Genomic DNA, 13,294 nt, shown 5'->3' on the forward strand with positions numbered 1-13,294 from the left:
ACACCATGCGTACCTATTCGCTCGCGTACTTAACGGCCAATGCGTCGACTGTGCCGCAAGCCATTGGCATTGCGGCGGAGTTGGGCTATGCCTATGTGGGGTTGCGTGTGCAACCCAATGGCCCCGGTGCACCCTTTCAAACCTTGATTGGCGATGCTGCTGTGTTGCGCGAAACCCAAGCGGTGATGCGTGACACAGGGGTAGGTGTGTATGACTTAGAAATCATTCGAATTGGTGAACAGTTCAAAGTGTCTGACCATGCCGCGTTGATGGACATTGGCCAAACCTTGGGTGCCAAAGCGGTGTTGATTGCTGCGGATGACACGAATGAATCACGCTTGGCTGATAACTACGCTGAGTTGTGCGAAGCCATGCGACCTTTCGGACTCACCGCTGATTTGGAATTCATGCCTTGGACGGCGGTCAAAGATGCCAAGTCAGCCATGCATGTGATTGATCTAGCAGGTCGCCCCAGCAACGCAGGCATCTTGGTGGATGCCTTGCACTTTGGTCGATCATCCACGACCTTGCAGGACATCGCTGCCATCCCGCGCGAGTTGTTGCACTACGCGCAGATGTGCGATGCACAAGCAGGTTTGAACTTCACGACAGAAGAGTTGATTCACACCGCACGCCAAGAACGCCTCTTGCCCGGCGAAGGCAACATTGATGTGACAGGTTTGTTTAAGACCTTGCCGCAAGACCTGCCCGTGAGTGTAGAAATTGTTAACCTAGAACGCTCGAAACCCATCGGTGACAAAGCATGGGCCGAGCTGTGTCTCAACGCAACAAAAAAAGTTTTAGGCGATGCCTAAATCAACCGGCTACGTTCACAACAGTCGCCAAGTTGGGTTGCCTGTGCATGCTGCAAGCGACATTGCCGCAACGGCCAAGGCGAGCTGCCTGTTCGCACAGCAGCTCCTCTTCGCTTTGCTCAGAATGTCGCTTGCTGCGCGCTCAGACAACTCACCTTGGCCGTTGCACTGGGTAAGCAGTCCAACTTGCTTAATGCAAACCAAGCAACATCAAATCAGTGGTCGCAAACTCTGCGCTACTTCCCGCAAAACAGGCAACACGCGGTTGACTGCCTCCTTGGAGGTCTCATGCTGAATGGGCATGCTCACCGTCAAAGCGCCTTGTACATTCCCTTTGTGGTCGCGCAAGGGCACGGCCACACCGCGGTACGCCAAGTCGAGCTGCTGTTCGGACAGAGCCCAGTCTTGCGCACGAATACCAGCCAACTCGGCGCGCATGCGCTTAGGGTCGGTGATGGTGTGCGAGGTGAAGGCCTTGAGTTCATGGTTGGCCAACCACGCATCCGATTCCTCTTCGCCCAAGAGCGCAAGCAGCAACACACCGGCACTGGTGAGGTGACAGGGCACGCGTGCACCCAGCGCGAAGCTGGTGTTCATGCTGCGGTTTTGGCCGTTGCGCGCGATGTAGACCAAGTCGTAACCATCGAGCACAGCGACAAACGAAATCTCTTGTGTGCCCATCGCCAAGCGTTGCAACGAGGGTTGCACGATGCGCGGCAGGCGCGCCGATTCCAAGTACGACTGGCCGAGTCGCATGACTTTGGGCGTGAGCCAAAACAACTTTCCGTCGGTGGCGACAAAGCCCAAATGCAAAAGCGTCAACAAGTAGCGACGTGCAGCCGTGCGCGTGAGGCCGCAGCGTTGACCAGCTTGGGTGGCGGTCAAACGCGGGTTGTGTTCGTCAAAGGTTTGCAGCATGGCCAGGCCTTTGTCCAGACCTGCGATCCAGTCCTTCTTGTCCATGTCCGTGAGATGTGTCGAAAGTGTGTTCATAACGTGTGCAGGGGGAAACCCGTGATGCGTTCGATGATCGCACAATCGAGATCGTTAATCGCGCGTTTTTGTGCAAATGACTCAACAGATCAAGCTTTTGCAATTAAATTGCATGCATCCAAACCTCGTAGATGGTGCGCCGCTGATTTCATCACCCCGAGCCGCCAGACAGAGGCCCAATTTCGAACACACAGAGGAGACATCCATGAATAAACGTTCCACCTTGAAAGCTGTTGCAGCTGCCGCGATTTTTGCTTTGGCGGGCATGGCACACGCACAGCAAACCATCAAGATTGCCAACATCGTAGAGTTGTCTGGTCCTGGCACCACAGCAGGTACCGTATTCAAGAACGGCGTGGAGTTGGCGGTCAAAGAGATCAACGACAACGGAGGCATCTTGGGTAAGAGAATCGAGAACTACTCGGTGGACACACAAACCAACCCAGGCGTAGCCAAGGGCTTGACCCAAAAAGCAGTAGACGATGGCGTGTTTGCCATTTTTGGCCCTGTTTACTCTGGCTCCATCATGGTGTCGATGGCTGAATCTAAGCGTGGCGAAGTGCCTAACTTCACGGGCGGTGAGGCCGCTTCGATCACTGCACAAGGCAACACCTATGTGTTTCGCACGGCGTTTGGTCAAAGCGTATCTTTTCCTAAGCTCGCCAAATTCATCAACACAAAAGCCAAAACCTTGGCTGTGATTTATGTGAACAACGACTTTGGCAAAGGCGGTCGTGACACCTTGGCTAAATTGTTGGATGGCACTGCCACCAAAGTTGTTGCTGATATTTCAACAGACGCGGGTCAAGTCGACTTTTCAGCCGCTGTGTTGAAAGCCAAACAAAGCAATGCTGATGCGATTTTTGCCTATACCAACGAAGAAGAATCCGCACGCTTGTTGCGTGAGTTGAAAAAACAAGGTTGGAACAAACCTGTGATTGGTGAGACCACCTTAGTGGGTCAAAAAGTGATTGAACTTGCAGGCGATGCTGCCAATGGTGCAGTTGCGCACGTGGGTTTGACCGTGGATGCACCCAACGACAACATGCTCAAGTTCAAGGCCAAGTACTACCAAGCCTACGGCAGCATCTCTGATCACAACGGCATCAAGGGTTACACCGGTATGTACGTACTCAAAGCTGCCATCGAGAAAGTGGGCAAATTCGACCGTAAGGCCGTCGCGCAAGCGCTGCATGGCATTCAAATCAGTGCCAAGAAAAATCCAGGCGTGATCATGGACGTGAGCTTTGATGCCAACGGTGACCTCGATCGCGAAAGCTATTTGATCGAAGTGAAAAACGGCCGCCAGGTGGTAACCGCTACGTTGCCCGCTTTGAACGCTAAGAAGTAATTTCAAGCTTTAGGCACGCCCTCGGGCGTGCTTTTTATCATCTAAGCGAATTGACATGACCGACTTTCTACAACTTTTTTTCAGTGGCCTTGCCACCGGCAGCATTTATGCGCTGGCAGCTTTGGGTTTTACCTTGCTTTGGCAAGCTTCAGGCACCATCAACTTTGCACAAGGCGAGTTTGTGATGTTGCCGGCCTTCATGATGCTGGGCTTTTTGGCTGCTGGATTCCCATTGGTCTTGAGCTTTTTAGGCAGTTGTGTGTTGTCGGTCATTGTCTTGGGCTGGTTGTTCAAGCGTGGTGTCGTTGATCCACTTTTCAAGTTCGGCATGATGCCTATTGTGGTGGCCACCATTGGGTTGTCAATTGCGATGCGTAACGTCGTGCGCGCGGGTTACAGCGCAGAGCCACAACCTTTCCCCAATTTGTTTCCTGATGAGGTGTACAACATTGCCGGTGTGACCATTTCGGCCACCGATATTGGCACCTTTGCGTTTGCCATTGCACTGGTGTTGCTCACCCAAGCTTTCTTGGTCAAGACCGTCACCGGTCGTGCCATGCAAGCGGTGGCGCAAAACACCGAGAGTGCTTCGGTGTTGGGCATCAACGTACCACGCATGATTTTTTACACCTTCGCGATCAATGCGTTGCTAGCTGCAGCCGCTGCGATTTTGGTAACCCCCACCTACTTAGCCAAGTTTGACATGGGTGCCTCTTTGGGCAACAAGGCCTTCTTTGCCGCCATCATCGGGGGCTTCAACAACTCACGCGGTGCTTTGTTGGGTGGCTTGATTGTTGGTGTGTGCGAGAACTTGGCTGCGGCCTACATTTCGCCCGCGTACAAAGACGCTGTGGCGCTGATCATTTTTATGGTGGTGATTTTGTTCAAGCCACAAGGCTTGCTCGGTAAAAAAGTGGAGCGCAAAGTATGAAGAAGCTTGCCATCCTTGCTGGCCTCTTGGGGTTGCTGGCCTGTATTTTTGTGCCCACGCTGCTCAAGAACCACGGCATTTATTTGTTCACCTATTGGCTGATTTATGTGATCGCCACCATGGGCTTGAACCTCACCATCGGCTACGCCGGTCAAAAGTCACTCGGCCATGCCGCGTTCTTTGGCATTGGTGCTTACACCGTCGCTGTTCTGATGCAAGCGGGTTACAGCTTTTGGTTGGGCATGCCACTGGCTGCTTTGGGCTGCTTTGTGGTGGGTTTGGCTTTGGGCTTTCCCGCGCTGCGTGTGCAAACCATTTACTTGGCGTTTGCCACCTTGGGTTTTAACACAGCGGTGTGGTTGGTGATGCGCAACGAAGAGTGGCTCACAGGCGGCACGTTTGGGATCAACAACATTGCGCGTCCTGAAGCCTTTGGCATCAGCTTTGATGGCAACTTGGCTTACTACTACTTGGTGTTGGCTTTTGCAGTCGTGTTGGGTTTGCTCTTGTGGGGCTTGCTCAATTCACCCTGGGGTAAAGCCTTCACCGCATTGCGTGACAACCCCATCCGTGCAGAAAGCTTGGGTGTGGACATCCGCGGCTACACCTTGTTGAGCTTTGCGATTGGTGCAGCTTATGCCGGTGTTGCGGGTGGATTGTTTGGTTCGCTGGTGCAGTTCATTGACCCTGCACCATTCACGGTGGAAGCCTCCATCATGATGTACCTCATGGTGGTGGTGGGTGGCCCCGGTTATTTCTTGGGACCCTTGCTCGGTGCCGCTGTGGGTGTGATCTTGCCGGAGTGGCTGCGCTTCGCACAGGCTTGGTATTTGTTTGTGTTCGGTACTGCCGTGGTGATGTTGATGATTTGGCTGCCCGATGGTTTGCTGAGCATTCCAGACCGCATCCGTGCCAAGCGTCAGTCACGTGAAGCTTCTGCTGCACGTGCGGCTGTTGGTCAATCAGGAGTCAAAGCATGACCATGTCTACCCACCAACCCGTTCTTAAAGTCACCGACCTTAAGAAAGCCTACGGCGCAATTCAAGCGGTGGGCGGCGTGTCTTTCGAGGTGCGCCCAGGCGAAATTTTCGGCGTCATTGGCCCCAATGGTTCAGGCAAAACAACCCTTTTCAACAGCATGTTGGGACAGATCACACCTGACACCGGCAAGATAGAACTCAATGGCCAAGACGTGACCAAACTGGGTCCGCTTCAGCTCAACCGACTCGGCGTAGGCCGCACTTTCCAAACTCTGCAAGTGTTTGGCAAGATGACCGTGCGTGACAACTTGATCGTGGCTGCACAAGAGCATCAAGGCACCATGTTCAGCCGCATGTTTGCATCGAGTGATTCTGATTTGGGTGCCAAGGCCGACGCGTTGATTGACCAATTTCACATCAAGCACGTAGCAGACAAAAAAGCAGGCGAGTTGAGCTACGGCCAACAAAAGCTGGTGGACATTGCGATGGCCTTCATGAGCGAGCCTGACTTGGTGTTGCTAGACGAACCTTGTGCGGGTGTGAACCCATCTCTGGTTGGGGGTATCAGCGCCTTGCTGAAAGATTTGAACAAAACCCAAAGAGCAGATGGCAAGGCCAGTAGCTTTGTGGTGATCGAACACAACATGGACTTTGTGATGGACTTATGCCATCGCATCATGGTGATGGTCGAAGGCAAGGTGATGGCCATTGGCACACCCGAAGAAATTCGTGCCAACAAACAAGTGCTCGACGCTTACTTGGGAAGCTGATCATGACAACACACAACAACACGACACCATGCATCGAGTTTGACGATGTGGTGGCAGGCTACAAAGATTTCATGATCTTGAACAACCTGTCGTTCACCGTGCCCAAAGGCTCCATCACCTTGTTGATTGGCCCCAACGGCGCAGGTAAGTCCACCGTGCTCAAAACCTTGTTTGGGTTGCTCACACCGCGCCAGGGCAAGATCCGTTTGGACGGCGATGACATCACAGGCGCCACACAAAAAGACTTGCTCGCACGTGGTATTGCCTTTGTGCCGCAGGGGCGTAATTTGTTTGGCCAGCTCTCGGTGTACGAAAACCTAGAACTTGGCGGTATCACGCTGGGTATGAAGACCACGCATGAACGCATTCCTGAAGTGCTGGAGTTTTTCCCGCGTGTGAAAGAGCGCATGAACTCATTGGCATCTTCCCTTTCAGGCGGTGAGCAAAAGCAACTTGAAATTGGTCGCGCTTTGTTGCTTCGTCCCAAAGTCTTGTTGATTGATGAGCCTTCGATTGGCTTGTCCCCTATCGTGGTTCAGGACGTGTTCAAGCTCTTGCGTAAGCTGGCAGACCAAGGCACAACGGTGCTGATGGTGGAGCAAAACGTCAAGAGTGCACTCAAGTACTCGGACAATGCAATTGCTTTAGAGTCCGGTCGATTGGTGCTGTACAAATCAGCGGCCGAAATTTTGGCCGATCCGCAAATGGAACGGCTGTTCTTAGGTGGTGCACACACCACCACGTCTGCAACAACGGTTTAAACCATGTCGGTGCTCAAGATCGCGGTCGCTGGTGCGGGCGTGATCGGGCGCGCTCACATCGCTGTGTTGGCACAAAATCCATCGGCTCAACTCTGTGGCATTGCTGACCCAACGGATGCCGCGAGGCAACTGGCCAGAGAGCAGGGCGTTGCTTGGTTTGAGACACTTGATGAACTGTTAGCGACCTTGCGCATCGATGGTGTCGTTCTGGCCACGCCCAATGCCTTGCATGTGCCGCAAGCCCTTCAGTGTATTGAGGCAGGTGTGCCTGTGTTGGTTGAAAAACCCATCGCGCACACGGTGGCAGATGCCCAGCGTTTGGTCGATGCCACGCAGGCACACCAAGCCAAGGTGCTGATTGGCCACCACCGTGCGCACAGCCCCATCATGCGAGAAGCCAAAGCCGTGATTGACGCAGGATCCCTGGGCCAGTTGGTCAGCGTCATGGGCAGTGCCATGTTTTACAAACCTGATAGCTACTTCAGTGAAGCGCCTTGGCGAAGCAAGGTGGGTGGTGGGCCTGTGTTGATCAACCTCATTCATGAGATTCATAGCTTGCGTATGTTGTGCGGCGAGATTGTCCAAGTGCAGGCCATGACATCGAATGCGGTGCGTGGCTTTGAGGTGGAAGATACAGCGTCTATCTCATTTAGGTTTGCGTCAGGCGTGCTGGCTTCATTTTTGGTGTCAGACACATCAGCATCGGCACGTAGCTGGGAACAAACCAGCCAAGAAAACATGGCCTACACAAGTTATGACGATGAGGACTGTTACGTGATTGCTGGCACGATGGGTAGCTTGGCTGTGCCAACCATGCGTATGAAAACCTATGCCAAATCTGCCGACCGTTCATGGTTCAAACCGTATCAAGTCAGCAGGGTCGTGCTAGAGCGTGAAGACCCCTTGCATTTGCAAATGGACCACTTCATCCGTGTTATTGAAGGTGTGGATGAACCATTGGTGAGTGCGCATGATGGGATGCAAAATTTGTTGGTGATCGAAGCCATTGCACTCGCTGCGGCAACCCAACAAACAGTTAATTTAGATGGTGTCGGCTGAGTTTCAGCGGTTCACATTCACAACTTGACCTGTCTTTGCGCTGGTTTGAATTGCATCTAGCGTGGCCACAATGTCATGACTAGCTACTGCGGCGCGTTCAATGGCGGCTGTATCACCCTCGCGCACAACCTGAGCAAACGCCTCGGCGGCGAATCGAAAACCACTGCCTGTGGCTGAGTGAATTTCTTCAAAGGCGATGTTGTTCGCAATGCCTTGGCGCACGCGTAGCTGGCTGGGCAAGTACCCCCATGGGTGCGTGTGCGTGTCGCTCGTGTGGTTCAGGTATTCGGTTTCTACCGTGCCGTGTGAGCCCACGATGGTGGCGCGTCGGTGGTTGGCCGTGTCCATGGCGCACGACATTTGGGCCCGTTTGCCATCGGCATAAAACAAGGTGGCCATCATGCTGATGTCAACGCCTGTCGTGGCCCAGTTGGCATGGGCCAGAACACGCTCAGGTGCACAACCCATCACCAAACGAATCAAACTGATGGGGTAACTGCCTGCATCTAGCAAGGCGCCACCGCCAAGCTCTGGCTTCATGCGAATGTTGGTGTCGGGGTTGCCTAACGTGAAACCAAAGCTCGCTTGCATGCTGCGCACTTCGCCAATCTTGTCGGAGCTCAAGCATGCGAGCAAGTCGCGCGTTTGAGGTTGGAACCAATACGGGTAAGACTCCAACAACATCACACCATGTTGTCGCGCCACATCAAACATGCGTGTGACTTCGGCCAGGCTGAGGGCCAGTGGTTTTTCACACAGCACATGTTTGCCCGCTTGCATGGCGCGGATGGCCCACTCGGCATGCAGGCTGTTGGGTAGCGGAATGTAGATGGCGTCTAGGTTTGTATCGGCCAGCAAAGCTTCGTAGCTGCCGTGCGCACGCGCAATGCCGTTGGCTTGTGCAAAGGCTTGCGATTTAGTGATGTCTCGGCTGGCTACCGCTTGAACTGACAACAGCGGGCTATCAGCTACATCACGTGCAAATTGTTTGGCAATGTTGGCGCAGCCTAAGATGCCGATACGTAAAGGGTGTGTGTGAGAGGTGGTCATAGAACAACATCCGCAATGAGTTTGATGGACACAGCAAACAGGCCCGCTTGCACCAAGCGATAAAACCAAGCATCGGCAATTTTTTTGGTGATGTACGCGCCGAGTACTGTGCCAACCAAGGCAAACGGAATCAGGTCTGCTGCACGCATCAAGTCGTCATACGAGTAGGGCTGCAGCAATTGGTAGGGCAAAATTTTTGCAGCGTTGATCACCGCAAATAACAAGGTGGCCGTGCCTGCAAACTGAATCTTGGGTAGACGTTGTGGCAACACATAAATTTGAAACGGTGGCCCCCCCGCATGCGAGATGAAACTGGTAAAGCCTGCCACAGTCCCCCAGAACCAGCCTTTTTTGATATCAACCGATTGCTTGTGTGGCGGGGTCTTGCGCAGCCAGGTGTTGAGGCAAAAGCCCACGCCCATGAAGCCAATCATCAGTTTCACTGCGCTGTCAGAAGTGAATGAAGCAGTAAGCCAACCAATGAACACGCCTAACACGCCTGCAGGAATCAGGATTTTTAAGTTCGGTGCACTGAAATTCTTTCGGTACAGCCAAACACTCACCACATCCGAGATGATGTAAATCGGTAGCAACAACACGGCGGCTTTGACAGGCGACATGAATAAGGAGAGCAGGGGGACCGCCAGCATGCCAACCGTGGGCAAGCCGCCTTTAGACAAGCCGACCAAAAGCGAGGCGAGGCCTGCTAAGACGAAGTAAGAATCAAATGTCATGAATGTGTTTTGTGTGCTAGCTCGAGTTTACGCAGCCGTATGAAGGTTGAGGTGTATTAGGGTTCTTCAGGAGACACCTGAAGACACGACTCCCTCTATACTTTGATAATGAACGAAACGGTACATTCCGCACGCAAAGCGCCTAAACGCACCAATGATCCCGAGCGGACGATGGCAGGCATCATTGCTGTGGCCACCGCAGAGTTCGCTGCCAAGGGGCTGGCAGGCGGGCGGATCGACGCGATAGCCGACGCTACGCACACCAGCAAGCGAATGATCTATTACTACTACGGCAGCAAAGAGGGCTTGTACTTGGCTGTGCTCGAGGACGCGTATCGCCGCATTCGCGCCACCGAGGCTGAACTGCACTTAGCCGACTTAACGCCCGTCGAGGCTCTCAAGGCCTTGGTGGGCTTTACCTTTGACCACCACCACAGCAATCAAGACTTCATTCGCTTGGTGATGAACGAGAACATCGAGCGTGGTGCCTATTTGGCGCAAAGCAAGCTCATCCAAGAGCTGAACGTGTCTGCCATTCAGTCGATTGAAGCGCTCTACAAGCGCGGTGTGAAGGCGGGTGTGTTTCGTAAAGGACTTGACCCCATCGACATTCACGCGTCTATTTCCGCGTTGACGTTTTTCAATGTCTCTAACCGTTACACCTTCGATTTGATCTTTAAGCGTGATGGTCAAACCACCAAAGCCTTGGCCGTGCGCCGCCAAAGCGTGGTGGACATGGTGTTGCGCTTTGTTAGCTATTTAAATTTGGCATAGCAGGTAGTTGGCTATGCAGTATTGAAATGCGGGTTTTCACTGATCAGTTGCAAAGTAACTGTTTTGTACATTTTGTTTTAGCCCATATTCTTCAAGGACCTTCCCATGTTTAACCTCATTTTGGATCGCTGCTGCAAAGTGCTTGAAGCAGCGATTGCCCTTTGTCTTGCCATCATGGTGGTGTTGGTGTTCGGTAACGTGTTCTTGCGTTACGCCATGAACTCTGGCATCACGTTGTCAGAGGAGCTTTCTCGCTGGGCGTTTGTGTGGATGACATTCTTGGGTGCGATCGTGGCTTTGAAAGAGCACGGCCATTTGGGCACAGACATGTTGGTCAGTCGACTCGGCCCATTTGGTAAAAAAGTTTGTTTGGGTGCTTCGTACTGCTTGATGTTGTTTGCTTGCTGGCTCTTGTTTAAAGGGGCTTACGAACAAGCGGTGATTAACTTGGACAGTACCAGTGCGGTGATGGAAGCCTCGATGGCATGGATTTATTTGCCCGGCATCTTGTTTGCCGTCTTGGGTGGCTTGATCTTGAGTGCAGAGTTCATCCGCTTGTTGACTGGCCATGTGCGCGATGAAGACTTGGTCATGATCCAAGAGTCTGAAGAAGCCCCTCACGGCGATAACCACTAAACCATTTCAGGAACAAGACCATGACGATCGCTGTATTTCTCTTTTCCCTGATGGGTTCCATGGCGTTGGGTATCCCAATCGCTTTCTCTTTGTTGTTGTGCGGTGCTGCGCTGATGTGGCACATGAACATGTTTGATGCGCAAATCTTGGCGCAAAACTTGATCGAAGGCTCTAACAGCTTCCCGCTCTTGGCTGTGCCATTCTTCATGTTGGCTGGCGAAATCATGAACGCGGGTGGTTTGTCACGCCGCATCGTGAACTTCGCCATGGCATGTGTGGGTCACATCAAAGGTGGTTTAGGTTATGTAACCATCATGGCCGCTGTGATCATGGCGGCCCTGTCTGGTTCTGCTGTGGCGGATGCGGCAGCTTTGGCTTCTTTGTTGTTGCCCATGATGGTGGCGGCAGGTCATGACCGCGCACGTTCTGCAGGCTTGATCGCTTCTGCCGGCATCATCGCCCCTGTGATTCCACCGAGCATTGGCTTTGTGATTTTTGGAGTGGCTGGCAACGTGTCCATTTCAAAACTGTTTATGGCAGGTATCGTGCCTGGTGTCTTGTTGGGTGCTTCGTTGTGGATCACCTGGTGGTGGTTGGCGCGTCAAGAGGTGGTGACTGTGCCACCACGTAAATCGTTTGGCGAAATTCGTGAAGCACTGCGCCAAGCCACTTGGGCGCTGGTGTTGCCCGTGATCGTGGTGTTTGGTTTGAAGTTTGGTGTGTTCACCCCGACGGAAGCTGCGGTGGTGGCAGCGGTCTATGCGCTACTGATCTCGACCTTTGTTTACAAAGAGCTCAACTTGAAGAGCTTGTATCCCTTGTTTGTTTCGTCTGCCAAGACCAGCGCAATTGTGATGTTCTTGGTCGCGGCTGCGATGGTGTCGGCTTGGTTGATCACAGTGGCTAACTTACCCGCTGAATTGGTGGCTTTGTTGGAGCCTTTGCTAGACAGTCCTAAAGTATTGATGTTGACCATCATGGTCATTACGATGGTGGTGGGGACAGCGCTTGATATGACGCCAACGATCTTGTTGCTCACACCTGTGCTGATGCCTGTCGTGAAAGCCGCTGGCATTGACCCTGTTTACTTTGGCGTTTTATTCATCATCAACAATGCAATTGGTTTGATCACACCGCCTGTCGGCACAGTGCTCAACGCAGTGGCTGGTGTGGGTAAAGTCAGCATGGATGAGGTCACACGCGGTGTAATGCCATTCATGGTGGCGCAGTTCATCATCATGTTTGCGATGGTGGCCTTCCCACAATTGGTGATGGTGCCCGCACGCTGGTTCTATTGATTCTTTTCCACTGTCAGCCCGGGTACGCCTGGCAGTGGTTCCCTTGATTCGCGTACGACCGCAAAGTTCTCAGGAGACACTGACATGAAACGTGTATTTATCAAGACCGTGATCGCTACTGTGGCCATGGCGGCCATGGGCATCGCTTCGGCACAAGTTAAAACCATCAAGTTCGCCAACCAGAACGCTGCGGGCCACCCCATCGTGCAAGGTATGGAGAAATTCAAAGAGATCGTTGAGAAGAACTCTGGCGGCAAGCTCAAAGTTAACCTGTTCCCAGGTGGCACTTTGGGTAGTGACCAAGCCAACGTGTCTGCTATTCAAGGCGGTTCATTGGAAATGGCTTCTATGAACTCTGGCATCTTCGCGAGCCAAGTCAAAGAGTTCGCCATTTACGACTTTCCTTTCATGTTCTCCAGCACCAAAGAAGCTGACGCTGTGGTGGACGGCCCCTTCGGCAAGAAGATGCACGCCAAGTTGGAAGAAAAAGGTTTGATCGGTTTGGCTTACTACGAGCTGGGTTTCCGTCACATCACCAACGGCAAGCGCGCCATCAACAAAGTGTCTGACCTAGAAGGTTTGAAATTGCGTGTGATTCCTAACCCGATCAACGTCGATTGGGTGAAGGCTTTGGGTGCCAATCCAACACCTCTGCCATTCCCCGAGTTGTATGCCGCGTTGGAACAAGGTGCTGTGGATGGTCAAGAAAACCCCATCCCCACCATCAACAGCGCCAAGTTGTATGAAGTGCAAAAGCACATGGTGCTGACCGCTCACCAATACAACCCACAGTCAGTGATCATCAGCAAAAAATTCTGGGACGGCTTGAGCGCTGCTGAGAAAAAGGTGGTTGCTGATGCTGCCACCGAGTCCGCCAAGTTTCAGCGTGACACCGCACGTAACTTGGAAGCCAGCTTGCTGGCTAACCTCAAGAAGAACGGCATGCAAGTGACTCAGTTGTCTGAGTCTGAAATGTCTATCTTGCGTGACAAGATGCGTCCTGTCACTGCCAAGCACGGCGTGAGCGTGGGTCAAGACGTGGTGAAAGAGATGCAAGCTGAAATCGAGAAAGCGCGTTCTTCTGCACCAGCCAAGAAGGCAAAATAATTGACAGGTCATGCTTCACCGCTCTAGAGCGGTGA

Annotated in this window: 14 protein-coding genes; 11 read left to right on the plus strand and 3 right to left on the minus strand. The window is 52.8% G+C overall.

Annotated elements, in window-relative coordinates; genetic code table 11:
* Positions 1-5: 5 nt before the first annotated feature.
* Positions 6-815 (plus strand): sugar phosphate isomerase/epimerase, encoded by an 810-nt coding sequence (locus tag B9Z35_RS04375; RefSeq protein ID WP_108282409.1) that lies wholly within the window; start codon positions 6-8, stop codon positions 813-815.
* A gap of 210 nt (positions 816-1,025) precedes the next feature.
* On the opposite strand, the gene B9Z35_RS04380 is transcribed toward B9Z35_RS04375, so the two are convergent.
* Entirely contained in the window at positions 1,026-1,778 is a 753-nt protein-coding gene (locus B9Z35_RS04380) for an IclR family transcriptional regulator C-terminal domain-containing protein (protein ID WP_108282410.1), read from the minus strand.
* Between the two features lie 235 nt (positions 1,779-2,013).
* On the opposite strand from B9Z35_RS04380, the gene B9Z35_RS04385 reads away from it, so the two are divergent.
* The 6 genes from B9Z35_RS04385 to B9Z35_RS04410 are packed head-to-tail and all read left to right on the plus strand — an operon-like array spanning position 2,014 to position 7,660.
* Entirely contained in the window at positions 2,014-3,159 is a 1,146-nt protein-coding gene (locus B9Z35_RS04385) for an ABC transporter substrate-binding protein (RefSeq protein WP_108282411.1), read from the plus strand.
* Between the two features lie 55 nt (positions 3,160-3,214).
* The gene (locus tag B9Z35_RS04390) at positions 3,215-4,090 is read left to right on the plus strand and encodes a branched-chain amino acid ABC transporter permease (protein ID WP_108282412.1); all 876 of its coding nucleotides are present in this window, start codon (positions 3,215-3,217) and stop codon (positions 4,088-4,090) included.
* Entirely contained in the window at positions 4,087-5,070 is a 984-nt protein-coding gene (locus B9Z35_RS04395; protein ID WP_108282413.1) for a branched-chain amino acid ABC transporter permease, read from the plus strand. The genes B9Z35_RS04390 and B9Z35_RS04395 overlap by 4 nt, the downstream gene beginning before the upstream one ends.
* Positions 5,067-5,840 (plus strand): ABC transporter ATP-binding protein, encoded by a 774-nt coding sequence (locus tag B9Z35_RS04400; protein WP_233246464.1) that lies wholly within the window; start codon positions 5,067-5,069, stop codon positions 5,838-5,840. Before B9Z35_RS04395 ends, B9Z35_RS04400 begins: the two co-directional genes overlap by 4 nt.
* 2 nt (positions 5,841-5,842) lie before the next feature.
* Positions 5,843-6,601 (plus strand): ABC transporter ATP-binding protein, encoded by a 759-nt coding sequence (locus B9Z35_RS04405; protein WP_108282414.1) that lies wholly within the window; start codon positions 5,843-5,845, stop codon positions 6,599-6,601.
* Positions 6,602-6,604: 3 nt separating this feature from the next.
* Positions 6,605-7,660, plus strand: a complete 1,056-nt coding sequence (locus B9Z35_RS04410) for a Gfo/Idh/MocA family protein (RefSeq protein ID WP_108282415.1) — start codon at positions 6,605-6,607, stop codon at positions 7,658-7,660.
* A 3-nt stretch (positions 7,661-7,663) separates the two neighbouring features.
* Here the strand turns inward: B9Z35_RS04410 and B9Z35_RS04415 are convergent, their stop codons facing one another.
* A complete protein-coding gene (locus tag B9Z35_RS04415; protein ID WP_108282416.1) occupies positions 7,664-8,710 on the minus strand; it encodes a Gfo/Idh/MocA family protein in 1,047 nt (348 codons plus the stop codon).
* Entirely contained in the window at positions 8,707-9,444 is a 738-nt protein-coding gene (locus B9Z35_RS04420) for a sulfite exporter TauE/SafE family protein (RefSeq protein ID WP_108282417.1), read from the minus strand. The genes B9Z35_RS04415 and B9Z35_RS04420 overlap by 4 nt, the downstream gene beginning before the upstream one ends.
* 108 nt (positions 9,445-9,552) lie before the next feature.
* Here B9Z35_RS04420 and B9Z35_RS04425 point away from each other — a divergent pair, with 108 nt between their 5' ends.
* From B9Z35_RS04425 to B9Z35_RS04440, 4 genes are all read left to right on the plus strand, one after another.
* A complete protein-coding gene (locus B9Z35_RS04425; RefSeq protein WP_108282418.1) occupies positions 9,553-10,218 on the plus strand; it encodes a TetR/AcrR family transcriptional regulator in 666 nt (221 codons plus the stop codon).
* 105 nt (positions 10,219-10,323) lie between these two features.
* Positions 10,324-10,854, plus strand: a complete 531-nt coding sequence (locus B9Z35_RS04430; RefSeq protein WP_108282419.1) for a TRAP transporter small permease — start codon at positions 10,324-10,326, stop codon at positions 10,852-10,854.
* A gap of 20 nt (positions 10,855-10,874) precedes the next feature.
* Positions 10,875-12,152 (plus strand): TRAP transporter large permease subunit, encoded by a 1,278-nt coding sequence (locus B9Z35_RS04435; protein WP_108282420.1) that lies wholly within the window; start codon positions 10,875-10,877, stop codon positions 12,150-12,152.
* Positions 12,153-12,236: 84 nt separating this feature from the next.
* On the plus strand, positions 12,237-13,259 hold the full coding sequence (locus B9Z35_RS04440) for a TRAP transporter substrate-binding protein (protein ID WP_108282421.1): 1,023 nt from the start codon (positions 12,237-12,239) through the stop codon (positions 13,257-13,259).
* The last annotated feature ends 35 nt before the right edge of the window (positions 13,260-13,294 follow it).

Origin of the sequence: Limnohabitans sp. Jir61, from assembly GCF_003063545.1 — a bacterium.
In the GTDB taxonomy this organism is placed as follows: Bacteria; Pseudomonadota; Gammaproteobacteria; order Burkholderiales; family Burkholderiaceae_C; genus Limnohabitans.